Annotated in this window: 25 protein-coding genes; 12 read left to right on the forward strand and 13 right to left on the reverse strand. The window is 43.9% G+C overall.

Annotation, left to right across the window (positions count from 1 at the left end; genetic code table 11):
• Positions 1-176: 176 nt before the first annotated feature.
• Complete coding sequence (locus ABMY45_RS01935) at positions 177-1,700, forward strand: amidase (protein ID WP_349288329.1); 1,524 nt, start codon at positions 177-179, stop codon at positions 1,698-1,700.
• 89 nt (positions 1,701-1,789) lie between these two features.
• Here the strand turns inward: ABMY45_RS01935 and cysS are convergent, their stop codons facing one another.
• The gene (gene cysS / locus ABMY45_RS01940; protein WP_349288330.1) at positions 1,790-3,169 is read right to left on the reverse strand and encodes a cysteine--tRNA ligase; all 1,380 of its coding nucleotides are present in this window, start codon (positions 3,167-3,169) and stop codon (positions 1,790-1,792) included.
• A gap of 199 nt (positions 3,170-3,368) precedes the next feature.
• Between cysS and ABMY45_RS01945 the strand changes: the two genes are divergently transcribed.
• Both ABMY45_RS01945 and ABMY45_RS01950 read left to right on the forward strand, forming a co-directional pair.
• On the forward strand, positions 3,369-3,863 hold the full coding sequence (locus ABMY45_RS01945; RefSeq protein WP_010371206.1) for a peptidylprolyl isomerase: 495 nt from the start codon (positions 3,369-3,371) through the stop codon (positions 3,861-3,863).
• Between the two features lie 58 nt (positions 3,864-3,921).
• Entirely contained in the window at positions 3,922-4,647 is a 726-nt protein-coding gene (locus ABMY45_RS01950; protein WP_349288331.1) for a UDP-2,3-diacylglucosamine diphosphatase, read from the forward strand.
• A 9-nt stretch (positions 4,648-4,656) separates the two neighbouring features.
• Here the strand turns inward: ABMY45_RS01950 and miaE are convergent, their stop codons facing one another.
• Positions 4,657-5,439 carry a tRNA isopentenyl-2-thiomethyl-A-37 hydroxylase MiaE gene (gene miaE, locus ABMY45_RS01955; RefSeq protein ID WP_211866573.1) on the reverse strand — a complete coding sequence of 261 codons (783 nt, stop codon included), beginning with the start codon at positions 5,437-5,439 and terminating at the stop codon, positions 4,657-4,659.
• A gap of 209 nt (positions 5,440-5,648) precedes the next feature.
• On the opposite strand from miaE, the gene ABMY45_RS01960 reads away from it, so the two are divergent.
• On the forward strand, positions 5,649-6,248 hold the full coding sequence (locus tag ABMY45_RS01960; RefSeq protein WP_010606742.1) for a Yip1 family protein: 600 nt from the start codon (positions 5,649-5,651) through the stop codon (positions 6,246-6,248).
• A 196-nt stretch (positions 6,249-6,444) separates the two neighbouring features.
• Here the strand turns inward: ABMY45_RS01960 and ABMY45_RS01965 are convergent, their stop codons facing one another.
• From ABMY45_RS01965 to pspA, 8 genes are all read right to left on the reverse strand, one after another.
• Positions 6,445-6,789: a 4a-hydroxytetrahydrobiopterin dehydratase gene (locus ABMY45_RS01965; protein WP_010606741.1), complete on the reverse strand. Its 345-nt coding sequence runs from the start codon at positions 6,787-6,789 to the stop codon at positions 6,445-6,447.
• A 10-nt stretch (positions 6,790-6,799) separates the two neighbouring features.
• The gene (gene phhA, locus ABMY45_RS01970; protein ID WP_010371198.1) at positions 6,800-7,597 is read right to left on the reverse strand and encodes a phenylalanine 4-monooxygenase; all 798 of its coding nucleotides are present in this window, start codon (positions 7,595-7,597) and stop codon (positions 6,800-6,802) included.
• A gap of 255 nt (positions 7,598-7,852) precedes the next feature.
• A complete protein-coding gene (locus ABMY45_RS01975) occupies positions 7,853-9,031 on the reverse strand; it encodes an aminotransferase class V-fold PLP-dependent enzyme (protein ID WP_206471052.1) in 1,179 nt (392 codons plus the stop codon).
• 190 nt (positions 9,032-9,221) lie between these two features.
• Positions 9,222-10,247: a TIGR01620 family protein gene (locus ABMY45_RS01980; RefSeq protein WP_211866577.1), complete on the reverse strand. Its 1,026-nt coding sequence runs from the start codon at positions 10,245-10,247 to the stop codon at positions 9,222-9,224.
• A complete protein-coding gene (locus ABMY45_RS01985; RefSeq protein WP_349288332.1) occupies positions 10,244-11,656 on the reverse strand; it encodes a YcjX family protein in 1,413 nt (470 codons plus the stop codon). Before ABMY45_RS01985 ends, ABMY45_RS01980 begins: the two co-directional genes overlap by 4 nt.
• Before the next feature lie 48 nt (positions 11,657-11,704).
• Complete coding sequence (pspC, locus tag ABMY45_RS01990) at positions 11,705-12,106, reverse strand: envelope stress response membrane protein PspC (protein WP_010606736.1); 402 nt, start codon at positions 12,104-12,106, stop codon at positions 11,705-11,707.
• Positions 12,103-12,336 carry an envelope stress response membrane protein PspB gene (gene pspB, locus ABMY45_RS01995; protein ID WP_010371190.1) on the reverse strand — a complete coding sequence of 78 codons (234 nt, stop codon included), beginning with the start codon at positions 12,334-12,336 and terminating at the stop codon, positions 12,103-12,105. The genes pspC and pspB overlap by 4 nt, the downstream gene beginning before the upstream one ends.
• A 77-nt stretch (positions 12,337-12,413) precedes the next feature.
• A complete protein-coding gene (pspA, locus tag ABMY45_RS02000; RefSeq protein ID WP_010371188.1) occupies positions 12,414-13,073 on the reverse strand; it encodes a phage shock protein PspA in 660 nt (219 codons plus the stop codon).
• 182 nt (positions 13,074-13,255) lie between these two features.
• Here pspA and pspF point away from each other — a divergent pair, with 182 nt between their 5' ends.
• The 8 genes from pspF to ABMY45_RS02040 all read left to right on the forward strand — a co-directional run bounded on the left by pspF (position 13,256) and on the right by ABMY45_RS02040 (position 21,870).
• On the forward strand, positions 13,256-14,332 hold the full coding sequence (gene pspF / locus ABMY45_RS02005; RefSeq protein ID WP_349288333.1) for a phage shock protein operon transcriptional activator: 1,077 nt from the start codon (positions 13,256-13,258) through the stop codon (positions 14,330-14,332).
• Between the two features lie 41 nt (positions 14,333-14,373).
• Entirely contained in the window at positions 14,374-15,957 is a 1,584-nt protein-coding gene (locus ABMY45_RS02010) for an ABC transporter substrate-binding protein (RefSeq protein WP_211200812.1), read from the forward strand.
• 1 nt (position 15,958) lies between these two features.
• Positions 15,959-16,993 (forward strand): ABC transporter permease subunit, encoded by a 1,035-nt coding sequence (locus ABMY45_RS02015; protein ID WP_010606732.1) that lies wholly within the window; start codon positions 15,959-15,961, stop codon positions 16,991-16,993.
• Positions 16,980-17,873 carry an ABC transporter permease subunit gene (locus ABMY45_RS02020; RefSeq protein ID WP_010371175.1) on the forward strand — a complete coding sequence of 298 codons (894 nt, stop codon included), beginning with the start codon at positions 16,980-16,982 and terminating at the stop codon, positions 17,871-17,873. The genes ABMY45_RS02015 and ABMY45_RS02020 overlap by 14 nt, the downstream gene beginning before the upstream one ends.
• On the forward strand, positions 17,873-18,880 hold the full coding sequence (locus ABMY45_RS02025; RefSeq protein WP_010606731.1) for an oligopeptide/dipeptide ABC transporter ATP-binding protein: 1,008 nt from the start codon (positions 17,873-17,875) through the stop codon (positions 18,878-18,880). Before ABMY45_RS02020 ends, ABMY45_RS02025 begins: the two co-directional genes overlap by 1 nt.
• Positions 18,865-19,626, forward strand: a complete 762-nt coding sequence (locus ABMY45_RS02030; protein ID WP_128726417.1) for an ATP-binding cassette domain-containing protein — start codon at positions 18,865-18,867, stop codon at positions 19,624-19,626. Before ABMY45_RS02025 ends, ABMY45_RS02030 begins: the two co-directional genes overlap by 16 nt.
• Positions 19,627-19,644: 18 nt before the next feature.
• Positions 19,645-20,673: an AraC family transcriptional regulator gene (locus ABMY45_RS02035; RefSeq protein ID WP_206471054.1), complete on the forward strand. Its 1,029-nt coding sequence runs from the start codon at positions 19,645-19,647 to the stop codon at positions 20,671-20,673.
• 69 nt (positions 20,674-20,742) lie between these two features.
• Positions 20,743-21,870 (forward strand): nuclear transport factor 2 family protein, encoded by a 1,128-nt coding sequence (locus ABMY45_RS02040; protein ID WP_211866583.1) that lies wholly within the window; start codon positions 20,743-20,745, stop codon positions 21,868-21,870.
• 67 nt (positions 21,871-21,937) lie between these two features.
• Here the strand turns inward: ABMY45_RS02040 and ABMY45_RS02045 are convergent, their stop codons facing one another.
• From ABMY45_RS02045 to lon, 3 genes are all read right to left on the reverse strand, one after another.
• Entirely contained in the window at positions 21,938-23,848 is a 1,911-nt protein-coding gene (locus tag ABMY45_RS02045; protein WP_174170012.1) for a SurA N-terminal domain-containing protein, read from the reverse strand.
• Positions 23,849-24,021: 173 nt separating this feature from the next.
• The gene (hupB, locus tag ABMY45_RS02050) at positions 24,022-24,294 is read right to left on the reverse strand and encodes a nucleoid-associated protein HU-beta (RefSeq protein WP_010371157.1); all 273 of its coding nucleotides are present in this window, start codon (positions 24,292-24,294) and stop codon (positions 24,022-24,024) included.
• Between the two features lie 216 nt (positions 24,295-24,510).
• On the reverse strand, positions 24,511-26,868 hold the full coding sequence (lon, locus tag ABMY45_RS02055; RefSeq protein WP_017216125.1) for an endopeptidase La: 2,358 nt from the start codon (positions 26,866-26,868) through the stop codon (positions 24,511-24,513).
• Positions 26,869-26,896: the final 28 nt, after the last annotated feature.

The raw sequence follows: 26,896 nt of genomic DNA on the forward strand, positions 1-26,896 counted from the left end.
ATATTTTTTGTTATCTCGTGAAGTTAAGTGTGTGTGGCGAGCAGCAAAAATACAAGTTTTAAAGACGCCTAAATCATGCTTTGTTCAAGCTACTCGCTTGACCTTTTACAGGGCTCGTGACTAAATAAAGGACAAACAAATAACAAAAATACTACTGCGGATTGGTAAAATACGTCATGAAAAAGTCCCTACTCGCTTTAACCACTTGTCTCGCGCTTGCGTTGCCGGCTCATAGTCAATCGCTTGCGGACCTTACCACGCTCGAAGCACAAACCAAAATACAAAATCGAACTTTATCAGCAACGCAACTCACTGAGTTTTATTTAAAAAGGATTTCACAACTTGACGACAGTGGCCCTATGCTCAATGCCGTGATCACGCTCAATCCCAACGCTTTACAAGACGCTAAAAAGCTTGATGCCGAAATACTCGCGGGAAAATATCGAGGGCCACTTCATGGCCTGCCAGTTATTGTTAAAGATAATATCGACACCAGGGCGCCAATGGCAACAACCGCAGGCGCGCTCGCCCTGCAACACAACGTCAAAACCCAAGCTGCACCGCTTATCATCCAGTTAGAACAAGCCGGCGCTATCATCCTTGGCAAAGCCAATTTAAGTGAATGGGCAAACTTTAAATCAAGTTTCAGCTCGAGCGGCTACAGCACGCTCGGTGGTCAAACCAAAAACCCGTATGTGTTAGACAGAACACCATGTGGCTCAAGTTCCGGCTCTGCTGTTGCCGTCTCCGCAGGTCTTGCACTGCTCGCCATTGGTACGGAAACTGACGGTTCTATTGTTTGTCCTTCAGCACATAATGGCGTTGTAGGTATTAAACCGACTGTCGGTTTGGTTTCTGGTGAAGGCATTGTTCCTATTAGTCATAGCCAAGATAGCGCTGGCCCTATGGCAAACTCGGTGATGGGCGCCGCCTTATTGCTCAATGCTATCGTTACCGATGCAAAACAGCCGATTGATTTTACCCAAGGCTTAAATGCAGCCAGTTTCAAAGGCAAACGAATTGCTATCACCAGTCATGTAGGTCAGTTTCCACCAGCAGTTCAAGCGGTATTTGCAAAAGCCGTTGCAACCATGAAAGCAAATGGCGCAGAAATAATTGAAGGGTTAGACTTACCTGAGCTGGAAGCTTTAGGCTCCGCCGAATTGGATATTTTGCTCTATGACTTTAAACATGATCTCAATGCTTACCTTGCCAAGACACCAGAGCAGGTAAAAGTAAAAAACCTAAACCAGCTCATCCAATTCAACCAGCAACATCCCTCCACCATTAAGTACTTTGATCAATATTTGATAGAGGAAGCAGCAAAGAAAGGCGATATCACAGAACACCGATATCAAGAAGCCCAAGCTTTGGTTAAAAAATTTGCCCGCCAACAAGGCATTGATAAAATAATACAAGAACATCGCCTTGACGCATTTATCGCACCAACGAATACCCCAGCTTGGAGTATCGATATCATTAACGGTGATAACTTCTCAGCCTCGTCGTCATCTCCCGCGGCGATTGCAGGATATCCAAGCATTACAGTACCGATGGGTTTTCATCACGAGCTACCGCTGGGTATTTCTTTCTTCGCTGAGGCTTATAGCGAAGCGAAATTAATCAAGCTTGCCTATGCTTTCGAACAGTTGACTAATGCACGCAAAGCACCTGAGTTTAAGGCGACATTAACGCCTTAAAAATAATAGTAGTGTTATAAATAAAAATGCCTTCACACCGATTGATGTGAAGGCATTTTTATTTGCGTATCGTGTTGGTACCAAGAAGGTTAAGCTTTACGCCAAGTTGTTTTGCCCGCGCTATCTTCTAACACAACGCCTAAGGCAGTTAGCGCATCACGCGCTTCATCCGCTGCAGCCCAATCTTTATTTTCACGAGCGCTGCGGCGCTTTTCAATCAATGCTTCGATTTGCGCTACTTCGTCGTCGTCTTGTTCACCTTGTAAGAAAGATTCAGGGTCTTGCTGCGCAATACCTAAGACTTCCGCGAGTTTCACAAGAATAAATGCATGCTCACCTGCAGCTTTTGCGTCACTCTCTTTTAAGCGATTCACTTCTTTTGATAATTCAAAAATCACTGGCAGTGCTTCTGGCGTGTTAAAGTCGTCGTTCATTGCTGTCTCAAAACGTTCAGCGTAAACATTACCTTTAAGCTCGACTTCCACCAGCTCAACGCCACGTAGCGCAGTGTAAATACGCTCAAGCGACGAACGTGCTTGTTCAAGGTTTTCTTGTGAATAGTTTAGCTGGCTACGATAATGACCATTGATTAAGAAATAGCGTACTGTTTCTCTATCAAAAGCTTTTAGCACTTCACGTACGGTAAAGAAATTGCCAAGAGACTTAGACATTTTCTCTTTGTTAACTTGTACCATGCCGGTGTGGATCCAGGTGTTCACATAACGGCCATTATTTGCGCAGCAAGATTGGGCAATCTCGTTTTCATGGTGCGGGAATTGCAAATCTGAACCCCCACCGTGAATATCAAAAAATTCACCCAAATGCTTTGAACTCATTGCGCTACATTCAATGTGCCAACCCGGACGACCTTCGCCCCACGGAGATTGCCACGCAGGCTCACCCGCTTTGGCTTTTTTCCACAATACAAAGTCAAGTGGATCATCTTTGTCTTGCGCTACTTCAACGCGTGCACCCGCTTGTAGCATTTCTAAATCTTGCTGAGATAACTGACCATATTGCTCAAACGTTGAAACATCAAACAATACATCCCCGTCCTTCGCAACGTAAGCATGGCCTTTTTCAATCAAGCGCGCGATCATCTCGATGATTTCGTCCATATGCCCTGTTACCGTCGGCTCAATATCCGCAGGCAGCATATTCAACGCAGTAAAGTCTTCATGCATGGCTTTGGTCATGCGAACGGTTAGGTCATTAATCGACTCTTTGTTTTCCGCGGCGCGTTTAATGATTTTGTCATCCACGTCAGTAATATTACGCACATACGTGACGTCATAACCTAAATAACGTAAATAACGGTTCATTACGTCAAATGAAACGTAAGTGCGTGCGTGTCCTACATGACAGAAATCATAGATAGTGATACCACACACGTACATATCAACCTTGCCTTCTTTGAGCGGTTTAAAAGGGGCTTTTTGGCGAGTGAGTGTGTTGAAAATCTGCAACATGTAGTTTTCTTCCTAAGTACGGTTCATTTTTTAACAAAAGTGCTTTTAATCATACCACCTGCATAGCAGCGCCTCTAGATTTTAATAACAAATTACGGCAGTTTTTTGATTTTTTACGCTGATTTTTAAGGAATGCTTTTTCACAAAAGCCCAGTTGATATAAAATAGGGTTTTATCATTCAACACGATGGACACTAACATGGTTGTTTTAGAAACAAATCACGGCGAAATCCGTATTAATCTTTTCGCTGACAAAGCGCCTGAAACGGTAGCTAACTTCCTAAACTACGTAAATAGCGAGTTTTATAACGGTACTATTTTCCACCGTGTAATCGACGGTTTTATGGTTCAAGGTGGCGGATTCGCATCGGGTATGGAACAAAAACCAGTTGAAGCACCGATCAAAAACGAAGCTAACAACGGTGTTGCAAACAAAGTGGGTACCCTAGCAATGGCACGTACGCCAGATCCACACTCTGCAACTGCACAATTTTTTATCAATGTTAACGACAATGACTTCCTTAACTTCTCTAGCGAAACATCGCAAGGTTGGGGTTACTGTGTATTCGGTGAAGTTGTTGAAGGCATGGACGTAGTAAATAAGATTAAAGGTGTTGCTACTGGTTCTTCTGGTTTCCACCAAGACGTACCGCTTGAAGATGTGATCATCGAAAAAGCATACGTTGCTGAGTAATATCCTACTTTTTATTCAAGGCCAGTATTTATGCTGGCCTTATTAGTTTTGAGGTCCCATGGGTAAAACCTATTTTATCGCCGACTTGCATTTAACCGAGCACCGCACTGATATCACCGACGCATTTTTCGCTTTTCTCGACCATCATATGACCGCCGATGTCGACGCTTTATATATTCTGGGTGATTTTTTTGAAGTGTGGATTGGAGACGATGAAAAAGACCCCTACGCCCTGAGTATTGCACAAAAACTGCGAAGCTTGAGTCACCTCGGCATTCAAGTATTTTTTATTCACGGTAACCGTGATTTTTTAATCAAACAAGCCTTTGCTGACGAATGCCAAATGACTTTGCTACCTGAACAAGCGGTGATAGATCTATACGGCACACCAACGGTGATTTTGCACGGCGACGAGATGTGTACACAAGACGAAGCCTATCAAAAGTTTCGCAGGAAGAGCCGCGGCTGGTGGTGGCCAAGGCTGATGCTTGCTATGCCACTTTGGTATCGTCGCAGAGTCGCTGCAAATGCAAGACGTAAGAGTATTGAAAACCAAAAAGGCAAGCCCCTCGAGATTCTAGATGTCACCGAAGAAGCAGTGGCTGAAATGTTCGCAAAACATGGCGTAGACAATATGATCCACGGCCACACCCACAGACCAAAAGTGCACACCTACCAAGGTGGTAAGGTACGCACTGTGCTTGGCGATTGGTATTCACAAAGTTCATATATCGTCGTTGACGAAAGTGGTAAACAGCAGCTCCTTTGCCATCCTTTTGAATAAATTTAGTGCTTAAATAGGCGCACCTGAGTGAAACTTGAAATCGGGGTCCGGCGAGCTGATAAGCTCGTTTTCTACTTGTTGAAATAGTTTAATGCGCCCAGCTACGTCACAGCGCTTAGGATCGGTTGCGTTGGCTACTTGATGCGCCAAATCAATATAGTCTTGGTAATGTCTAGCTTCAGAGCGCAATAGCGACACATAAAACTTAGCAATTTCTTGATCTAAGTGTGGCGCAAGTTTAGCGAAACGCTCACATGAACGAGCCTCAATGTAGGCACCAATGATCAGTTTATCAACCAGAGCTGCGGGTTCATAGGTGCGAATATGTTTGATCATTCCAGACGCATAGCGAGATGCTTGTACGTACTCAACAGGAATATCACGTGCCCTTATGATTTCTAGCACCTGTTCAAAGTGATGTAGCTCTTCTTTGATAAGCCTCACCATCTTACTCAAGATATCTTGATTGTAAGCATATTCAGGTCGTGCAGTTAACTCACCAATCAATTCATTTTTACTGCCTGAAAACTCGCCATCACCAACACTGCGATAAATAAAATCTTCGTAGGGTTGCAACCAACTTAACAATGTTTTTGCAGACGCATCATCTATTGCATATTTGCGAATTAAGAAGGCCGCACTTTGTGCCGCTTTTAACTCACAATGCATATGATCGATAAGCAACAATGGTAAGTGCTCGCTTTGTTTTGCTTTTTCAATCCAAGCTTGCGGGGTTTCACAGCCTAAAAATTGGTTAATAGGCGCAAGTAAATCTGTGTACTTTTCTAACATAACAACAAAAGACTAATGTGTTTGCGCCATTTTATCATAACTTCTCGCTGCAAGGTGCACCACAAGGCTATTCCCCAAGAAGTTTTAGATCATTCTGAAAATAGTAATATTGCTATTCAACTACATTTTCTTGACAAAAATTAACTCATCTCTCATAACTTAATTGAATTGTACAAAAATAGTACAAACCTATATTTGAGGGGCTAACTATGATCTTTAATCATCTATGGGGCTTATATGCTCACCCGCACGAAGAGTGGCAAACAATCGATAACCGTCACGAAAGTATGTTTTACAGTTTGTCACATATCGCACTTGTTGCGCTGATCCCAAGCATTATGGGGTATTATTCTTCGGTCTACTTAGGCTGGAGTGTTGGTACTGGGGATGCTGTCTATTTAACTCATGAGTCGGCAATATTAATTGGTGTTGCAATGTACTGCGCATTAATTGCAGGCGTCTTTATTCTGGCGTATCTCGCCCACTGGATGGCCATCACTTTTGGCTCAACACCGACCTATACACAAACTCTAGAGTTATCGGCTTACACGGCAACGCCAATGTTTATGTCGGCATTTGCGGCATTTTATCCTGAGCTTTGGTTTGTCGTATCGGTTGGGATGGTTGCACTGGCGTACTCCGTTTATCTGCTTTATACGGGCGTGCCTATTCTTATGCATATTCCTGAAGAGCGCGGTTTTATTTATGCCAGCTCGGTTGTGACTTGTGGCCTAGTGCTGTTAGTCATCATTCTTGCTGCAACCGCTATCTTGTGGACTAATGGCATAATTAGCCCTACGTTTACGTAGCCTGAGGGTGGGATAAAAATAGATTAATCTATGTCTGCTAACGCTAGTTGTATTTGCTTGGAAAATGAAAAGACGAACGTTTTCTTGGCTTTTATCCTAAATGATGAATAAAAACGGCGCTTGTTTAGCGCCGTTTTTATTTTGTAGGTCGAAATATGACATGGGGTTGTCGATATTTGTCGACATAAATGTCGACCTACTGTGCTGCGAATACTTCGTCAGTTTTAGCGGCACAAATAAAATCGTTTTTATGAAGACCTTTGATAGAGTGGCTCCACCACGTTACCGTCACTTTACCCCATTCGGTAAGTAAACCTGGGTGATGGCCTTCTTCTTCAGCCATATCGCCCACCTTGTTTGTGAACGCAATTGCTTGTTTAAAGTTTTTAAACTTGTAAACACGCTCAAGCTGCATAATACCATCGCGTACCTCAGGTACCCAATCAGGGATCTGTTTGATCAGAACCGCTAGTTCTTCATCTGATACTTTAGGCGCATCCGCACGACACGCTTCACATTTTTGTGCACTTAAATCAGACATTGATAATTCCTTAACTTGCTAGTTTTTCTTTTGGCGGAAACTTAGGTTCAAATAACCCTAGCTCTTTTGCTTGTTCAACCTGCGACATGATATCCATTTTAGAGATCTCAAATAAGTCGTTGATTGAGTTAATTGTATAGTAAACAGGTTGCATAATGTCGATGCGATAAGGTGTACGTAACACATCTAACACTTTAAGCGGATTAATTTCTGGTTTGTCAGAGTAAACATATTGAGTCTCACCTGGGCTTGACAGCACACCGCCACCATAGATACGTAGACCTTGCTCAGTTTGCATTAAACCGAACTCGACGGTAAACCAGTATAAGCGTGCAAGGTATACGCGATCTTTCTTCTCAGCGGCATAGCCTAGCTGACCATACTTGTGTGTAAACTCAGCGAATGCTGGGTTTGTTAGCATTGCACAGTGGCCAAAAATCTCATGGAAGATATCTGGTTCTTGCAAGTAATCAAATTCTTCTCTGGAGCGAATAAAGGTCGCTACAGGAAACTGTTTGTTGGCAAGTAATCGAAAGAACTCATCAAAATCAATCAGTGCCGGCACTGGTGCTACCTGCCAACCCGTTTCTTTCGCTAGTGCTTCGTTTAATTCACTTAGTTGTGGAATGCGGTCTTTTGGTAAGTTAATTTTCTCAAGGCCCGCCAAATATTCATCACAGGCTTTGCCTTCGATACACGCTAGCTGACGTGCAACTAACTCTGACCAAATTTGGTTCTCTTCATCTGTCCAAGCAATAACGCCATTTTCATCTGGCTGCTTAGATACATATTTACTTGCTTTAGCCATTTTACATTCTCACTTACTTCACCCCGAGTTTATGATCTTGCAATTTCAATTGCCGTCCTGTTGATGGTTCGGAGCGCTTCAACTTGTGACTTTGATACTAAGTAAAAGTGAAGGAAAGTTTAATAGTGCGCACGTTTATCACATTTCGCACAACAAGCATTTTCGTAAACTATAAAATACACACCTGTAAAATTAAAATTACACACATAATAAAAAGGGGCTAAACCCAGCCCCTTTGTAAAAATTAACTTACAGCTATATTTTATCAAACGCCTGCTTAAGATCGTCAATAATGTCTTCTACGTCTTCAAGCCCCACTGAAATCCGAATTAGTCCATCAGAAATTCCCGCAGCTAACCTTTCCTCTTGTGTATAAGGAGAGTGTGTCATTGATGCCGGATGTTGAATGAGCGTTTCCGGATCACCTAGACTTACCGCTAACGTACACAGCTCAGTCGCATTGATAAATTGTTCACCCTGCTCTAGTGAGCCGTTGATTTCAAAAGCAATTACCCCACCAGCCCCTTTCATTTGTTCACCAAGAAATTGGTAACCAGGATGCGAAGGTAAACCAGGGTAGTAGACTTTATTCACTTTAGGGTGCGCTTCTAGGAACTCTGCTACCGTTTGTGCGCTTTGACAGTGGCGTTGTACACGCAAAGCTAAGGTTTTCAACCCTCGATTGATTAACCAAGCATCATGCGGACTGATTGTAGCGCCAATGTCTTTTAACACGGTTAATTTGATAAGTTCTATGTGCTCTTTTGAACCGCACACGAGCCCTGCTACCACATCCCCATGACCATTTAGATACTTGGTTGCGCTGTGCACAATAAGATCAGCACCATAATTCACAGGCTTTTGTAAAAGCGGTGTCATAAAGGTATTGTCAACGACAAACAAGAGCTCGTACTGTTTAGCGATCTCTCCTAACATTTTCAGATCTAATACCGTCATGTTGGGGTTGATCGGCGTTTCGGCAAACAATAGTTTTGTATTTTCCTGTACCGCATCACGTAACGCGTGCTCATCGGTTAAGTCTACAAATGACACCTCAATACCGAATTTAGGCAACATATGCGCAAATAGTGCGAAGCTACAGCCATATAATGCGCTTGATGCAATCATATGGTCGCCTTGCTGCAAAAAGCTCAGCACCGATGCAGACACAGCCCCCATACCAGTGGCGGTCGCCGCAGCATCTTCCATTCCCTCGAGTCGAGCTACTTTTTCTTCTAGCTCTCGCGTCGTAGGGTTGCCTAAGCGAGTATAGATATAGCCGGGCTCTTCACCGGCAAACCGTGCGGCTCCTTGCGCTGCGTCTTTAAAGTGGAATGTTGAGGTTTGATACAAAGGAGCTGTTAACGCCCCATGTGGGTCGTCAAAATGATTGGGTCCGTGAATACACTGACTGTCATCTCTTAATTTTTTCATACTTGCCTGCTGATTTTATTATTGCCAACCAAATAAACATGGTAGTGAATTGATTAGCGTCGTTTTTGTGTAATAACCAATATGTAGGGCAGTTTAGAATAATAGACAAGCATGCCAGATGGGGAGACGGCTAGTTCACTTATTGTGACTAGCCAATTTTACTTAAAGAGGTGTATAAAATTGTTGCCGCTTAATCTTTTTTGCTACGCCTTAATAGCACATCAACGACTGAGCTAATCGCATTTTTTAAAAGACTTTGTTTGTGCTCCAAGCGTGGCAATGGTCGACAAAGTTCCATCGCCTTATAGCCCAAGCGGGCTGTGAATATCCCAGCACTTAGGCCCTGTGCCGAACGGGTAGAAAGCTTGCCAAGTAATTCAGCCCCCACACTGGTCGCAGCAAGGTCGCTTACCAGTTCACTTGCGCCAACAAATACCATTTGCTTCAACAACATTTTATACAAGGTGATGCGGCTACGATACGCTAATCGAATACCATAATGTTTGCTGATCTTTTCCACCAGCACGACTCCGCGCCAAAGCACCGCCAGCATATCCACAAGTGCAAGTGGACTTAAAGCAACTAAGAGCGCCGATGTTGTTGCATGCTCCTGAATTAGCTTTTTAGCTTCAGCATCTTGGCCTCGGAGCAAAGTTTTTTCATATAAAGTGATGACTTCTTTGTCTGTGTGGTGAGGCTGTAACGCCTCTTCAAATGCGGCAACCTTTTGCTCTGGATGCGCTTTTAATAGTGGCCCAAGCCAAGCTCGCGCCTCGCCAATTTGGTCACTCTGTAATAAGCGCAGGGCATCATGCTTAATTTGCTGATGTTGTTTTAGCTTGCTAAGTGCGATGACTTCCGAAAATAAGAACTTAAATAGCGCAAGTAAACCAAGAGACAACACGGTGGTGTATAGACTAAACAGCAGAATATTTTGCTCATAGCTCTCTATCAAGGTCAGTGCTGCTTCCACAATGATAAGTATTAATAGCGCAAGCAAAAAGCACTGCTTAAACCCAAATCGCCAAGGCGATTCGTAAATACGTTCAATTTTCGGTAACTCGGGTTCAGGCACAGCATCAAGGCTTTCACTCACAACCAGCTCGTTGCCGAGAACTTTGCCTTCACCACCCAAATGTTGAGACTCATCTTGGCGTTCAGTATCGATGTTTAAGCGCCTACCCGAGCCTTGGTAAGATTTTGTCTGATCTGTCATCTTAATTTATCTCCAATTAAGAACTGCAAAGCATGATCAAGCCTGATATGCGATAAGTTTCCTTGCCTCGCAGGTAGCGGCTCAAACGCTAAAAACTCAAACCCATTTTGAGGCCAAGCCTGCGCTTTTGGAACGTGATCAGGCGGGGTTGGTGGCACATAATTAATAAACTGCTGCTCGCCGACTGGCTTGCCGTAGATACATTGCACATGTTGCGTCCCCTCTTTCACCGCTCTCGCCTCAACACTTCTCACCGAAGAAAGAGACATCGTGTCCACGGTTACCCCATTGAAGCGCAGCTCATTGGCGCTGTCCACCAGCATTTCATTTAACAACCTTGTCAAATTGGTCTGCTGCTCGTTCAAGACACCATCACATTTGTTGGCGGCAAATAGCACCTTATCTATTTTTGGGTTAAATAAACGAGACAAAAAGCCACTTTTACCATGAGAAAACATGGCGAGGATCTGCTTTAACGCAACTTCTTGCTCTTTCAGTGTGTCATAGCCATCACTTAGGCTACCCAATAGATCAACTAACACGACTTGGCGGTCAAACTGACAAAAGTAATCTTTGTAAAAAGGTGCGACGACTTGCTTTTTGTAGGCTTCAAAACGCTCCACAAGCTGTTGATATTGTGAATGCTCGGTAATGTCGTTTGGGTGAACTTGTACCGGGAAAAACAGCAATATTGGCGCTCCCTCAAGGTCACCTGGGATCAACGCTCTGCCAGGTTGCAAGTTAGATAAACGAGTGTCCCGCTGCAACTGCGCTAAAAGCGCATGGTAACTTTGTGCAAGCATTTTCAGCTTACTTTCATCCACCGCTTCCGTCCCATCAAACTGCTTGAGGAGCTGTAAAAACGTTTGTGCAAATGGCTGGTATTTAGGCTTATTTAATAATGCAAATTGCTGCTCACACCACTCGGGAAAAGTCATTTTAAGTAGCGGCAAGTCCATTAACCATTCACCTGGGTAATCATATAGTTCAAGGTATAGTGTATGGGTTTGCGCTAAGTGCTGTTTGAGTCCGCGTTCACTATGATACCTAAACGCCAGTGTTAAGGTGTTGATACGTTTGGTTGACGCAGGCCATGTTGGCGGCTCTTCCAATAAACAAGTTATCGCTTGCTGATAGTCAAAAGTTGGTACCGCCAGTGCCTTCTGCGGCTCAGGACGACACGCAACAAGACGACCTTCACTCACGACATCTAAAAACGGTAAGTTGTCGGTGCGCGTTTGGGTAGTCAGGTGCTTGATAAGAGCCGTGATAAATGCGGTTTTCCCGCTGCCACTAAACCCGGTTACGGCAAGCTTTATATGCTTATCAAAAGAGCGGTGGAGCGTTTTTTTGGCTTGTTGTTTTAACTTATCTAGGGAAGATGGGGTTCGAAAACGTGACGTAGTCATAAGTAGAAAAGTGCCCCTCAAGAAAATGCCAAGGCGGCCAATACCGCCTTATAGCTTGTCAATTTCTCTGCTAACCGTAAATTCAGGGGAAGTTACGTAGCGTTCCATGTTCTGAATGCGACCATCAAGTCGTGATAATCTGTCTTTTAGGTCGTAAAGTGCCTGTCTTGGCGGCTCGCCTTTTTGCCACACCTTAAACTTCACCGATACTTTATCTTCATCTTTTGCATCAGGTGAACGGTTTGGCGTCACTTCACGTTTATCTAAAATAAACCAGCATGCCACATACACGACGATAAATAATGGACCACCTGATAATAGCACGGCTGTGATGAATAAGATCCTAACAAGCCATAACTCCATGTTGAAGTAATCGCTAAGACCTGCGCATACCCCAGCTATCTTGCCGCGACTTGGGTCACGATATAGCTCTCGCTTTACTCTACTCATAACTTGCGTCTCCATTGTGGTGACTCTTGGTCAAGTAAAGCTTCTAACGTTTCAACACGATCTGCCATTTTTTCTGCCTTGCTGGCTAATTCGATAAGCTGACGATGCTCGTGTTCACTTAACCCTTGGCTTACCTGCTTTTTGCTACGGTAGTGCAAAATCAACCAAAGTGGTGCCACGATGACCATAAAAATAATCAACGGAGCCATTAAAACTTCTGCGTCAAACATAATCTTCTCCTGCCTTCAACCTGGCTGTTATTATTGTAGTTGGTTAGCACCTACCCTGACAGTAGGTGCGACTATTTTCACTTTTCAGCCATTTTCTTTTTCAGCTGTTCAAGCTCATCGTCAATCTTTTCGTTCTTTTGCAGATCAGCAATCTCATCCGCTAAAGATTTCTTACCTAAATCGTAAGATTCGATTTGCGACTCTAGGCCATCGATTTTGCTCTCATAACGCTCAAAGCGATTTAGGGCATCATCTACTTTACTGCTGTCGAGTGCCTTTTTCACCTCTAAACGAGATTCTGCTGAGCGCTGACGTAGTACAATCGCTTTTTGGCGCGCTTTTGCGTCGGCCAGTTTATCTTGTAATGTACTGACTTCTTGCTGCAGCTTTTCAATGTGCGTGTCTACATGCTCTAGCTCTTTTTCAAGGGCTGCAACATCTTCCGCAGACTTTTGCTTTTCAAGTAAAGCAGCACGTGCTAAATCTTCACGTTCCTTACTTAGTGCAAGCTCTGCTTTGGTTTGCCAATCATCTACCTGTGCTTTTAGCTGATCTAGACGGCGTGTTAACTCCTTTTTCTCAGCGAGTGTTTTTGCTGAGGTCGATCTTACTTCGACTAGTGTATCTTCCATTTCTTGGATAATTAGGCGAACCATTTTTTCTGGATCTTCGGCTTTATCCAAAATAGCATTGATATTAGAATTCACTATGTCTGCAAAACGAGAAAAAATTCCCATAGTGGTTACCTCTTTGGTTAATAGCTAAATTGCTTACTTCTATGTATCAAATAGCTTGCCAACTTTAACAAAATTAAAAACACAATAAAATCATAATGTTATTTTATTTTTAAAAAGCCTTTAGTTATCACTTTTTTTAAAATACACTAGTTATTAGTAAAAACCACTAAGAGTTAGGCAATATGAGCCGTTTTCGCCAACAGGATAATTTATTAGGCCAATCTGACAGCTTTTTAGCTGTGCTAGACAAGGTTTCACAGCTCGCTCCTTTAGAAAAGCCCGTGCTTATTATTGGCGAGCGTGGCACAGGTAAAGAGTTAATTGCGGCACGTTTGCATTATCTCTCAGAGCGGTGGGATCAGGAATACGTCAAACTAAACTGTGCAGCCCTAAACGAAAACCTTTTAGAGAGTGAATTATTTGGTCACGAGAGCGGTGCCTTTACTGGTGCAAGCAAGCGCCATGAAGGTCGATTTGAACGCGCTAACAGTGGCACACTGTTTTTGGATGAGTTAGCTAATACCTCTGCGATGGTGCAAGAAAAGCTCTTGCGTGTAATTGAATACGGTGAGTTCGAGCGAGTTGGCGGCAAGCAAACCGTAAAAGTAGATACTCGACTGGTATGCGCTACCAATGAAGACCTCCCCACTCTTGCCGATGCTGGAGAGTTCAGACACGACTTATTGGACCGCCTCGCATTTGACGTCATCACCTTACCGCCATTAAGAGCGAGAAAAGAAGACATCTTATTATTGGCCGAACATTTTGCAATAAATATGGCTCGGGATTTAGGATGGGAGTTATTTAGCGGCTTTACCCGCAAAGCCATCGAGAAACTGCTTGATTACCCGTGGCCCGGTAATGTACGAGAGCTCAAAAATGTGGTGGAGCGTAGTTTATATCGTCATGGCAATGACCAAATTCCGGTTCATGATATTGTGTTTGACCCCTTTGCCAGCCCATTTAGGCCGAGTCAACGGATCAAAGCGCCAAATGCCCAGCCAACAACTGCAGCCACTCATAAAGTTGAGCCTTTGCCTGCAGCGCAACCGAGTAACGAACAACAGGCAGATCCTGCCCTCGAATTCGACTTCCCTTGTGATTTAAAATCGCTTTCCAACGACTATGAAATCACAATGCTGCAAAAAGCACTTGAATTTAGTCAATTTAATCAAAAGAAAACTGCACAAAACCTTGGTTTGACGTATCATCAACTTAGAGGTTATTTGAAAAAATACAACCTACTGGACCAAAACTAAAAACAAGAGGCATAGTGGTGCGTAAATTGTTTTTTGGTGTGCTGTGTACCGCTTTATTTGGCTGTACGGATCAGACGCCAAATAAAGTGAATGATAAGTCACAAGGCTTAGTATATTGTGCAGAAGCGAACCCTGTGTCATTTAATCCACAAGTGACCACAACAGGGTCTACGATTGATATTATTGCCAATCAGCTTTATGACACCTTGATCAGTATTGATCCTGAAAGCGGCGAATTCTTACCTGAGTTGGCAACGTCTTGGCAGGTCAGCGATGACGGTAAATCTTTCACTTTTACCCTGAGGGATGATGTCCAATTTCACGATACCCTCTACTTCACACCAACAAGAAAAATGAATGCCGATGATGTGGTATTCTCATTTAACCGTTTATTTGATGTTTACAATCCGTACCACTTTGTTGGTGATGCAAATTATCCTTATTTTCAAAGTATTGGACTCGACCAACTGATCCGCCAAGTAAAAAAAGTGGATGAACATACCGTTCGCTTTGATCTGTTCAACGCGGAAAGTAGCTTTTTATCCAATATCGCCACAGACTTCGCTGTCATTCTTTCTAAAGAATATGCCGATCAGCTTATACAGCTTGAACATAAGCAAGATTTTGATCAAAAGCCCGTAGGCACAGGTCCGTATAAGTACCGTGAATTTTTACGTGATAACCTGATCCGATATTATCGCCATGAGCATTACTGGAAACACCCGGTATACATGGAACAATTGGTCTACGATATCACCACCAATGGCACTAGCCGCATCGCAAAAATGCTAACTAAAGAATGTGATATTACGGCGCACCCCAGTGCTACCCAGCTCACCGTGCTTGAGCAAAGAAAAGACATAGAAGTTGAAAAGGCCGCAAATCTGAATATAGGCTACTGGGCATTCAACACCGAAAAGCCACCATTTGATAATCCGTTGGTCCGCAAAGCGCTGGCGCACAGCATAGATTTTGAAAAAATCATGCAAGCGGTATTTTACAACAATGGAATTTTAGCCCGCTCGATGCTTCCCCCTTCTTCATGGGCATTTGAAGCACAGCAAAAAATGCCAACATATGACCCTGAAAAAGCCAAAGAGTATTTGAAACAGGCTGGTCTTGAGGGTGGTTTTTCCATGACCTTATGGGCCATGCCGGTGTCGCGAATTTACAATCCTAACGCGCGGAAAATGGCTGAGCTTATTCAACGTGATCTACGTGATATTGGCGTCAATGCCAGAATCGTCGAGTACGAATGGAATACCTTTATTGAACGCGTTGGCCGCCATGAGCATGATAGCGTGTTATTAGGCTGGGCCGCAGATACACCTGATCCAGACAATTTCTTCAGCCCATTATTGAGCTGCACTGCGACATTTAGTGGCAAAAACCCTTCCAACTGGTGTAATCCGGAGTTTGACTTATTGCTCACTCAAGCGTTAGACACCAACGATATGGAAGAAAGAAAATACTATTATCAGCAAGCACAAAAAATGGTCATTGAGCAACTGCCTCTCGTCCCAATTGCGCACGGGCTAAGGTTCCAAGCAACTAGCTCTGATATCAAGGGCGTCTCATTACGTCCATTTGGTGGTATTTCGCTCGCTGAGGCAAGGAGAGACTAACATGTTCGCAAAATATGCTTATCGACGACTGAGCTTGCTTTGCTTTATGTTGTTTACCCTAACGATATTTACTTTCGCCCTCAATTACCTGTTTCCTGGTGAGTTGATCACTAACTTCAGTGGTGAAGTCAACTCGAGTTATGCCCAAACGCAGGCGCTAGTTGAAAAATATCGTATTGAAGAAAATATCTTTGTGCAATATGGCGCGTTTATGACTCGTATGTTTGAAGGCGACTGGGGTTTATCTTTATCATCAGGGCAGCCCGTGCTTTCTCATGTGAAACATCTATTTCCAGCAACGCTTGAGCTGTGTTTATATGCTTTGACGGTTGCAGTCTTGATTGGTGTACCAAGTGGAGTAATAGCCAGCGCTTATCATAAAAAGTGGCCAGATAAGCTCATTAACTCATTAAGCTTGATGGGATTTTCCATTCCAGTTTTTTGGTTAGCCCTGCTGCTTATTATGGCATTTTGTCTGGGCCTTGGGCTTTTCCCCATGTCCGGTAGAATTGGCTTACTTTATGAAATACAGCCCGTTACTCATTTTATTCTGATTGATATTTATCTTGAAGATTTTCCCTATGGTGGTGCCGCATTTTGGGATGCACTTCATCATTTAGCGCTGCCAACCGTTGTGCTAGCTATGTACCCAACGACAGTTTTGATCCGCTTTACTCGCGACTCTATGCTCGAAGTCCTCGACCAGAACTATATTAAAACAGCTAGAGCAAAAGGCCTTAATCGCAGCCAGCTTATCATCCACCACGCGCTGAGAAATGCGCTGCTTCCAGTGATAAAACAAATTGGCCTCCAATTTAGCACGCTCATCACACTTGCGATGATCACTGAGGTGATATTCTCTTGGCCTGGGATCGGTCGATGGTTAATTGAAAGCATCTATCAACGTGATTTCCCCGCCATCCAAGGGGGACTGCTCGCGGTGTCTTTCTTTGTTATCATTGCCAACATGTTGTCTGATTTTATTCACTCGATACTCGATCCGCTCGCAAGGAATCAGGCTCATGGCAAAGTTTAATCTATTTACCGAAGAGTCTAATCGCTCACCTTTATTTAGGTTATGGCGTAAATTCCGCTCAAACCACGTTGCGCTAGTGGGTTTATGGCTGTTTGTTGCTCTGACGGTGTTGGCTTTAACAGCGCCGCTGATCGCGCCCTATGGTGTTAACCAGCAGCATGCTGATGCCCTGTTGCTACCACCTTCTTGGCATGACGATGGCGATGTGCGCTTTATACTCGGTACAGATGATCTAGGGCGAGACATCTTATCGCGCTTAATGAATGGAGCAACCTACACGTTTGGTTTATCTATCATTGCAGCCTTGGTTACCACGGCGCTCGGCGTCGTACTTGGTACGCTTGCTGGCGCCAGTCGAGGCTTAAAATCCAGCTTTCTTAATCACTTATTGGATATTACGCTCGCCATTCCTTCGTTACTGCTGGCCATTATCATCATTGCTATATTGGGGCCAGGTTTGATGAATACAGTGTGGGCAATTATCTTCGCGCTATTGCCACAATACATCCACTCGATTAGAAACTTAGTGGTCACTGAGCTGAGTAAAGACTATATCATCGCCTTTAAGCTTGATGGTGCAACACGCTGGAAACTGCTCGTCCGTGGCATACTGCCTAACATTTACGAGCATATCGTGGTTATCTTCACCATGGCGCTGTCGACTGCTATTTTGGATATTGCGGCACTTGGTTTCTTAAAGCTCGGTGCGCAGCCTCCATCGACCGAATGGGGTGCAATTCTCCAAGAAAACTTAAGTTTAATTTATCTAGCGCCTTGGACTGTAGGTCTCCCAGGTGTATTGCTCTTTTTGGCAGTACTGTCTACCAACTTGGTTGGTGATGGACTGCGTGAAGCGCTGAAACAACGTAAGGCAGATTAATGCAATTACTAGACATTAAGAACCTCACCATTGAACTACGTACCGAAGACGGTGTTATTCGCGCGGTTGATAAGGTCAACCTTAGCCTTAAAGAAGGCGAAGTACATGCGCTTGTCGGTGAGTCTGGCTCTGGTAAAAGTCTAATCGCCAAAGCCATTGTGGGGGTACTCAATCAGCGCTGGACAGTAACCGCAGACCGCATGCACTGGCGTGGCGTTGACCTTATGCGTTTATCTTCAGAAAAGCGCAGAAAGCTCGTCAGCCAAGATATTGCGATGATTTACCAAGAGCCAAGTCGAAGCCTTGACCCAACCGCTACCATTTTCGACCAAGTCGCGGAATCTATTCCCGATAGCGTCTTAAAAGGTGGCTTTTTTGGTCGTAGAAAAGCACGAAAAGAAAAGGTCCGAGCGCTATTGCACAAAGCTGGGATCCGAGACGATAAAAAGATCTGCAGCAGTTACCCACATGAACTTTCTGAGGGGATGTGTCAAAAGATCATGATTGCGATGGCCATCGCCAGAAGCCCTAAATTACTTATTGCCGATGAGCCAACCACCGCACTTGAGAGTACCGCCCGCGCGCAAGTATTTCGATTGCTCAAGGCATTAAACCAGCTTAAGAACATGTCGATATTAATGATTTCGCATGAGCTGGAAGAGATCTCCGACTGGTCTCATGCAATGCATGTGCTCTACTGCGGACAGATGGTTGAAGCAGGTCCTACTCAGGCTATTTTTAAACAGCCATTGCATCCCTACACCCAGGCGCTGGTTAAGAGTTTACCTGACTTTGGTCAAGGGCTCGGCCATAAAGAAGCATTCTATGCCTTGAAAGGCACGATTCCACCATTACAGCATTTACCCATAGGATGCCGCTTGGGGCCTAGATGCCCTCAAGCGCAAAAAGAATGTGTCGTCACGCCAAGGCAAAGTCGCTCGCATGGTCATAGTTACGCTTGCCACTTTCCGTTAATTAAGGTGAAGCAAAAATGCAACCCGTCTTAAAAGTACAGTCTTTAAACAAGTCCTACACTTCTCGTCAAGGACTGTTCAGACGCCGCTCGTTACAGGTACTCAGAGATGTGTCGTTTGCGCTTGCTCCCGGACAAACCCTCGCGATCATAGGCGAGACTGGCTCTGGTAAAAGTACGCTCGCCAAAGTACTTGCCGGTGCCGACATGGCAGACTCAGGACAAATATTACTGAATGGCCAAATTGTAGAAGACGCAGGTATTCGCAATCATGACTGCCGTACTATTCGCCTTATCTTTCAAGACCCAACTCGCTCGCTCAACCCGGGTCTCACCATTGGGGATATGCTTGATGATTGTCTGCAATACAATACAGAACTCACTGAAGAGCAGCGCTATAAGAAAATCCGCATCACGCTCAGCCGCGTCGGGCTACTTGGCGAACACATAGACTATTATCCTCATATGTTTAGTGGCGGGCAGTTACAGCGGGTTGCCTTAGCGCGGGCCCTTATTTTAGACCCAAAAGTGCTGGTATTGGATGAAGCGTTGTCATCATTAGACCCATCCGTACGCGCGCAAACCGTAAATCTGCTGCTAGAGCTACAAGCAGCAACGGGACTTGCATACGTGCTTATCACACATCATTTGAGTTTGGTTCGTCACATGAGTGATGAGATTTTGGTATTAAACCGCGGCAAAGTCGTCGAATATGGCGAAACCGAACGTGTGTTCAATACTCCAAAATCTAAAACCATGCAGAAGCTGCTATCAGCATAATTTCGCGGGGAATAAGTAATGGATTTTAGTGCCCATCTGTTATTTTTCTTCTCACTTATCGGGGTGTTTAATGGCTTTATTCTCAGCGCCCTACTGCTAATAAAATTTCAGGAGGCAAAGGCACTGCGCTGGGTGTCGGTGCTCCTCATTTTACTCTGTATTCGAATTGGTAAATCAGTCCTTTTTTACTTTAACCCAGAGCTGGATAAAACGATCCTGCAAATAGGTTTGAGTGCCTACTTTTTGCTTGGTCCCTGCCTGCTTAATTTTGTACTTGCAAGCTACAGTAAAACCAAAAATCGTTATCTAACAATACACTTTTTGGCATTAAGCGGTTTTATTATTGGATTTGGTATACTTATGCCCTATCAGCTTCACCCTGAAATTTGGCAAATGTGGGGTTACAAAGGCACATCCTATTTTTGGCTAGGTTATTTACTGATAAGTTCTTATACTTTTTATCGTCTAGCTATAGGCAAAAGCGCCAATGGCAACGCTGAGTTTCATCTAACTTTGGTTGTGATCTGCGGTTGCTGGCTCATTTGGGCCGCGTATTTCTTTTCGTCGTTCACTTCTTACATCACAGGAGCACTCACGTTCAGCTTTGTGCTCTATTTAAGCATCCTTTTCGCACCCAAATTACTACGAAAACCAACTGCTAATGAAAAGAAATATGCCAATACGCACATAAGCGACGATGAATACAATCAGCTCATAGCCAAACTTGAGTCGCTAATGTCAGAAAGCAAGCTATTTACTGAGCCGGATTTAACGCTCCCCCGATTGGCCAAACGATTAGGCACGAGCCACAACAAATTATCGCAAATAGTAAATCGCCACTATCATTGTAACTTTAAACAATATCTCAATGGCTTGAGAGTTGAATATGCGAAACACTTGCTTTCGAGCACCAACATGCCGCTGGAACACCTTGCACTGGAGTGTGGTTTTAATTCTGCATCCACATTTTTTGCCGCATTTAAGAAGCTCACGGGGTACTCTCCAAATAGCTTTAAGCACTCCGAGAACATACTATCAGACTCCTAAAATATACTCTAGGTGACTGCTTTAATTAAATAAGTTTATGTTTCTTCTGAGTCATTACAGGAGAAGCTTATGACCCTATCAAAACTAGTACCATTGTTATTTTTACTACTTATCCAAACCAGCATCGCCATCGCTTTTGAGGATGAGACCGCTAAAATTACCGCTACATTAAACCACTACATCGGTGGCACCGCGAATAACCAGCCTGAAATGATAAGAAAAGCGTTTCATCCCGATGCGATACTTATTTTAGAAAAGTCAGACCAAGCGATGTGGCAAGTCCCGTTGAAAGAGTATTTGAGTTGGTATAAAGGTCCGAAAAAAGACACAGGCAGGCGCGCAAAAATTCTAAATATCAGCGTGAATGATCACCTTGCACAGGCCAAAATCCGCATTGATATATTGAAGTCAAACGTGCAGTACATCGATCACCTACTCCTAAAGAAAATAGCTGGCACATGGAAAATCATCAGTAAATCTGCGCAGCAAACCACGCTAACTTCCGAGCAAGTAACGAACTTAGGTCGCCGAGTGCTCATTGTCGCGTCAAGCAAGGCCTTTCACGGCGATAGTCAGCTGCCAGCTGGCACGAGCTTCGAAGAGCTACTCAGTGCCTATGACGTATTTACTCAAGCAGGACTAATTGTTGATTTTGTCAGCACACAAGGTGGCGCGCTAAACCTGAGCTATATAAATACTTCAAACGGCGAACATAAAAAGTACCTTTACCAACCTGACTATATGTATGCGCTCAGCAACACAATGCGCCCAGCTGAAGTCGACCCTAGCCAATATGCGGCAATCTATTATGTAGGCGGCAGTAATGCCATGTATGAAGTAGCAGAAAACCTTACTCTACAGCGTATTGCTATGCATATATATGAACAAAACCAAGGTGTTGTTGCCGCTGTATGCCACGGCACAGCTGGTATCGTTAATTTGCGCTTGAAAAATGGCGAGTATCTCATCAAAGGAAAACAAATCACCGGTTACCCTACCGCATTTGAAAATCCAGATAGAGCGTATTTCAAGCATTTTCCTTTTCAAATTCAGCCTAAAGTGGAAGAGCTTGGAGGGAATTTTGTATATGGAGAGCGGGATGCGTCTTTTATCAAGGTAGATAGCCGCATAGTGACGGGCCAGAATTATCAGTCTTCACAAGCGGTTGCAAGCACCGTACTTGAGCATATTCAATAATACCGATATCCCTTCACAAGGCATAAAAAAGGCGCCGTGTTGGCGCCTTTCTGCTATCTAAAAACGATTATTGCTGCTCTGTGACCTGTAACTGTGGTCTTTTCACTTCAGACTTAGCTTCAAGTGCTGCTAGTAGCTCAAGATAGTTTTTGTTTGCATAAGAAGCCGTGATTGACTGCTTCTGCTGCGCATCAACTTTGCCATCAACTTCAGGCGTGGTTACAGACTTCAGCACCACAAATGCCGAGTCACCATTACCAAGCTCTACAAGTGCAGATTCTGTTTCTGCTACACCAGGCTGAGGCAATTTAAATGCTTCTGCTGCGATAGCTGGCGGTACGTCATAGCTACGACGCTTAAGCTCAGTCACGCTTTTCACTTCGATATTTTGTGCTTTGGCAATCTCAGCTAAAGTAGAACTACCTTGTAGTTGCTCAAATAGTGACTGTGCTTTCTCTGCAATTAATGTCGACGCTTTTTCATTGCTCAACTGCGTTTTGATCTGCGCGCTGACTTCCTCAAGTGGCTTCGTCGCTGCCGCTTTATGCTCAGCAACACGAACCACCACGATATGCTCTGGTGCAACTTCTAACACTTCAGAGTTTACGCGGTCTTCTAGCAGCTCTGGCGTGAAGATAGTATTGCTTATCGCTGGTGAATTCAGTGGCTCAGGAAGCGCATTACGACTTACCAGCTCAGTTGATTTGATTTCAACGCCAGCGGCTTCAGCAGCGTCTTGTAGCGAGTCAGCCATTTCAAAAGCAAGTTCAGCTACACGGGTTTGCTTTTGATAGAACGCATCGATCTTAGCTGCTTTTTCAAGCTCTGCACGAAGGTTGTCTTTTACGTCTTCAAAAGATTGCGCTTGTTGGCGTTGAATGTCCGTTAGCTTGATAATGTGAAAACCAAACTCAGATTCAACCACTTCAGATACATCACCTACCGCGGCAAGCGCAAATGCTGCATCTTCAAACGCCGGATCCATCATGTCCCTTTCAATCCAATCTAGATCACCGCCAAGCTCAGCGCTCACCACGTCGTCAGATTTTTCTTCTGCAACAACGGCAAAATCAGCACCGTTATTCAATTCAGCCAGAATTTCATCTGCTTTTTGTTTAGCGGCTTCAGCATCTTCGCTTGCATCAACAAGAATGTGTGACACGCGGCGTCTTTCAGGTTCAAGATATTGGTTTTTTTGCTCTTCGTAATACGTTTTTAACGCTTCCTCAGTAACTGGTTCTGCAGGCGCTAAATCTTCAGCTTTTAGCTCGATATAGTTAACCGCCACCAATTCTGGAGCTTGGAACTGAGTTTGATTCAAGTCGTAATAGTTCTGAACTTCTTCATCTGATACTGACACTTCATCTTTCACCAACTCTTTGCTTAATACCGCATAGTCGATAGCACGAGTTTGTTGCTGTAGCGCAATAGATTGCTGAAGTTCGTTTTTCAGTACAAAATCAGTGCCAGCAACTGCAGAGATTAACTGCGCACGAGTCATCTCGTCACGAAGATATTCACGGAAGCTATCTGGCTGGAAGTTCATTTGACGGATAACTTGTAAGTAACGGTCGTTACTGAATTCTCCACCAATTTGAAAATATGGCATTTCAACAATCGCTTTTTTAACCTGCTCATCGCTCACACGAAGACCAAGCTCTTTAGCTAATTGAGTTTGTAATTCTTGTTGTACTAATTGATCAACAACACCTTGGCGAATTTGCGCCATATAATTAGGATCGGCTGCAATCTGTGCAAAGTATTCGCCAAACTGTTGCTCTAGTCGTGCGCGTTCATTTGAGTAAGCACGAGAAAACTTGGTTTGTGAAATCTTTACTCCGTTCACTTCTGCGACAGGCTGCTCTGTGGTTTGACCTAGGTAACCACCGATCCCTGCTAACGCAAAAGATAAGATGACTAAACCTAATACGATTTTAGCCGCCGGGCCTTGCGAGCCTTCTCTGATCTTTTCAAGCATTTATTGTTTCTCTTATCTAAGTCAAAGCACTAAAGCACTTTGTGTTTGCTAGATTTGGGTTAAGCATTACACCAATCAGATTAGTGATGGTATAAAAAAAGCGTATCTTAGCAGATACGCCTTTTATCTTGAAGCAGTTCGCGATGACTCTGCACCGCCTAATTCAAATTGAATTAGTTTACTGCGTCTTTAAGCGCTTTACCCGCTTTGAAAGATGGGATGTTAGCTGCTGCGATTTGAATAGTCTCACCAGTTTGTGGGTTACGACCAGAACGTGCAGCACGCTCGCGCACTGAGAAAGTACCAAAACCTACAAGTGCAACAGAGTCACCGTCTTTTAGTGCACCCGTTACAGACTCAATGAATGAATCTAGCGCACGACCAGCAGCCGCTTTAGAAATGTCAGCATCAGCTGCGATTTGATCGATTAATTGAGATTTATTCACAATATCATCCTCTTCCATAGTTATTGTCAAAAGTTACTTCTTACTGGTAACTTTTGCTATTCATTTAGAGACATCACAGCGACTCTCTAATTCTCGAAATCTTTCTCAAGCCTAGTGATTACGGGGCTTCCGAACCAGTAGGCTTGAATACAGTGCCTAACTTAACACACCTTTTAGATTTGAAAAGCCTTTTCACTCAATTTTTTGGCTTTTTTCTTAGTTTTTTTGCGATTCCACACTAAAACTGTCTATTGGGTGCGCTAACGCCAGTGATAATACCTCATCAATCCATGACACCGCATGAATATCAAGCCCTTCAAGAACATTCTCAGGAATTTCTTTTAAGTCGCGCTCGTTCTTTTTCGGTATTAAAACTCGTTTAATTCCACCACGGTGCGCTGCCAATAATTTCTCTTTCAGACCACCGATAGGCAGAACTTCACCACGCAAGGTAATTTCACCTGTCATCGCGACATCTGCACGCACTGGATTGCCAGTGAGGCTTGACACTAAGCCCGTTACCATCGCAATACCGGCGCTCGGACCGTCTTTCGGTGTTGCACCTTCAGGAACATGAACATGAATATCACGTTTCTCGTAGAAATCGTCATTAATGCGTAGTTTGTCAGCACGGTTGCGCACAACCGTCATTGCCGCCTGAATTGACTCTTGCATCACATCGCCCAGCGAGCCGGTGTAAGCAAGTTTGCCTTTACCTGGTACTGCCGCACATTCGATAGTGAGTAAGTCACCCCCTACTTCCGTCCATGCAAGCCCGGTAACTTGACCAACTCTATCGCCGTCTTCCGCCTTGCCGTAGTCGTGACGTTGTACACCTAAGAAGTCTTCAAGATTTTCTTGGTTAATCACAACTTGCTTAACATTTTTATCTAGCAAGATGTTCTTAACGGCTTTTCGGCATAACTTAGAAACTTCGCGCTCTAGATTACGGACACCCGCTTCACGCGTGTAGTAGCGGATAATGCCAATGATCGCACTGTCTTCAATATTGATTTCAGACTCTTTTAATCCATTGCGTTTCACTTGCTTTGGAATTAAGTGCTGCTTGGCAATATTTAGCTTTTCGTCCTCGGTGTAACCAGAAAGACGAATGACTTCCATACGGTCTAATAATGGACCTGGAATGTTAAAGCTATTAGAAGTCGCAACAAACATAACATCAGACAGATCGTAGTCCACTTCTAAATAGTGGTCTGCAAAGTTGCTATTTTGCTCTGGATCTAACACTTCTAGTAGAGCCGATGCAGGATCGCCACGCATATCCGATGACATCTTATCGATTTCATCCAACAAGAAAAGCGGGTTCTTTACGCCAACTTTCGACATGCTTTGGATCAATTTACCCGGCATTGAGCCAATATAAGTTCTTCTGTGACCACGAATTTCAGCTTCGTCGCGCACGCCACCGAGCGCCATACGTACGTACTTACGGCCAGTCGAACGCGCGATAGATTGACCTAAACTGGTTTTACCAACGCCTGGAGGACCAACTAAGCATAATATAGGACCTTTAAGCTTATTGGTGCGCTGCTGTACCGCTAGATATTCGATGATGCGGTCTTTCACTTTCTCAAGACCATAATGATCGGCATCTAGTATCTTTTGTGCACCAGCTAGGTCTTTTTTCACCTTTGAGCGTTTTTTCCAAGGTACATTGATCATCGTCTCAATGTACGAGCGCACAACTGTCGCCTCTGCAGACATAGGTGACATCATTTTAAGTTTGTTAAGCTCTGAAAGCGCTTTTTCTTCCGCTTCTTGCGGCATATTCGCTTCGCTAATACGCTTTTTCAGGGCTTCAAATTCGTCAGGAACATCATCCAGCTCACCAAGCTCTTTCTGAATAGCTTTCATTTGCTCATTCAGATAGTACTCTCGTTGAGATTTCTCCATTTGCTTTTTAACGCGTGAGCGGATCTTCTTCTCTACTTGAAGTAAATCGATCTCGCCTTCCATCAACGCCATCAAATACTCGAGACGCTCAGTCACATCGTTAATTTCTAGCACCTTTTGTTTTTCAGGTACTTTAATTGGCATATGAGCAGCCATCGTATCCGCTAAGCGTGCAGCTTCATCGATACCCGATACTGAAGTTAGTACTTCTGGTGGGATCTTTTTATTTAGCTTCACATAGCCTTCGAACTGGCTAATTGCGCTGCGAACTAATATGTCTTGCTCTTGCTCATCCACATCCTGAGATGGAATGTACTGAGCTTGCGCCAAGAAATATTCGTCTGTAATTAGAAACTCATCTATTTTTGCGCGTTGAGTACCTTCAACTAGCACTTTCACTGTGCCATCAGGTAGTTTGAGTAACTGTAGTACCGTTGCAATGGTACCAGTCTGATAGACATCATCAGTGCTTGGGTCATCAACTGAGGCGTCTTTTTGCGCAACTAAAAAGATTTGCTTGTCATTGTCCATCGCAGCTTCTAGGCATTTTATTGATTTTTCTCGACCTACAAACAGCGGGATCACCATATGCGGATACACCACTACATCGCGTAGCGCTAGCACAGGAATTTCTACTCGATCCGTTCTTTCAAGCGTCATTATGTTCTCTTCGCACTTCAATTAATTT

The organism is Pseudoalteromonas sp. XMcav11-Q, from assembly GCF_040104525.1.
Lineage (GTDB): Bacteria > Pseudomonadota > Gammaproteobacteria > Enterobacterales > Alteromonadaceae > Pseudoalteromonas.

Coding starts and splice junctions, on each gene's coding strand:
- ABMY45_RS02025 (WP_010606731.1), top strand. CDS start 17,873: ATGCAATTACTAGACATTAAGAACCTCACCATTGAACTACGTACCGAA.
- pspB (WP_010371190.1), bottom strand. CDS start 12,336: ATGTTTGACGCAGAAGTTTTAATGGCTCCGTTGATTATTTTTATGGTC.
- ABMY45_RS01960 (WP_010606742.1), top strand. CDS start 5,649: ATGATCTTTAATCATCTATGGGGCTTATATGCTCACCCGCACGAAGAG.
- ABMY45_RS01935 (WP_349288329.1), top strand. CDS start 177: ATGAAAAAGTCCCTACTCGCTTTAACCACTTGTCTCGCGCTTGCGTTG.
- ABMY45_RS01950 (WP_349288331.1), top strand. CDS start 3,922: ATGGGTAAAACCTATTTTATCGCCGACTTGCATTTAACCGAGCACCGC.
- ABMY45_RS01980 (WP_211866577.1), bottom strand. CDS start 10,247: ATGACAGATCAGACAAAATCTTACCAAGGCTCGGGTAGGCGCTTAAAC.
- ABMY45_RS02030 (WP_128726417.1), top strand. CDS start 18,865: ATGCAACCCGTCTTAAAAGTACAGTCTTTAAACAAGTCCTACACTTCT.
- ABMY45_RS02035 (WP_206471054.1), top strand. CDS start 19,645: ATGGATTTTAGTGCCCATCTGTTATTTTTCTTCTCACTTATCGGGGTG.
- ABMY45_RS01945 (WP_010371206.1), top strand. CDS start 3,369: ATGGTTGTTTTAGAAACAAATCACGGCGAAATCCGTATTAATCTTTTC.
- ABMY45_RS01975 (WP_206471052.1), bottom strand. CDS start 9,031: ATGAAAAAATTAAGAGATGACAGTCAGTGTATTCACGGACCCAATCAT.
- pspF (WP_349288333.1), top strand. CDS start 13,256: ATGAGCCGTTTTCGCCAACAGGATAATTTATTAGGCCAATCTGACAGC.
- ABMY45_RS01965 (WP_010606741.1), bottom strand. CDS start 6,789: ATGTCTGATTTAAGTGCACAAAAATGTGAAGCGTGTCGTGCGGATGCG.
- ABMY45_RS02045 (WP_174170012.1), bottom strand. CDS start 23,848: ATGCTTGAAAAGATCAGAGAAGGCTCGCAAGGCCCGGCGGCTAAAATC.
- ABMY45_RS01985 (WP_349288332.1), bottom strand. CDS start 11,656: ATGACTACGTCACGTTTTCGAACCCCATCTTCCCTAGATAAGTTAAAA.
- lon (WP_017216125.1), bottom strand. CDS start 26,868: ATGACGCTTGAAAGAACGGATCGAGTAGAAATTCCTGTGCTAGCGCTA.
- pspC (WP_010606736.1), bottom strand. CDS start 12,106: ATGAGTAGAGTAAAGCGAGAGCTATATCGTGACCCAAGTCGCGGCAAG.
- ABMY45_RS02020 (WP_010371175.1), top strand. CDS start 16,980: ATGGCAAAGTTTAATCTATTTACCGAAGAGTCTAATCGCTCACCTTTA.
- ABMY45_RS02040 (WP_211866583.1), top strand. CDS start 20,743: ATGACCCTATCAAAACTAGTACCATTGTTATTTTTACTACTTATCCAA.
- phhA (WP_010371198.1), bottom strand. CDS start 7,597: ATGGCTAAAGCAAGTAAATATGTATCTAAGCAGCCAGATGAAAATGGC.
- miaE (WP_211866573.1), bottom strand. CDS start 5,439: ATGTTAGAAAAGTACACAGATTTACTTGCGCCTATTAACCAATTTTTA.
- pspA (WP_010371188.1), bottom strand. CDS start 13,073: ATGGGAATTTTTTCTCGTTTTGCAGACATAGTGAATTCTAATATCAAT.
- ABMY45_RS02015 (WP_010606732.1), top strand. CDS start 15,959: ATGTTCGCAAAATATGCTTATCGACGACTGAGCTTGCTTTGCTTTATG.
- cysS (WP_349288330.1), bottom strand. CDS start 3,169: ATGTTGCAGATTTTCAACACACTCACTCGCCAAAAAGCCCCTTTTAAA.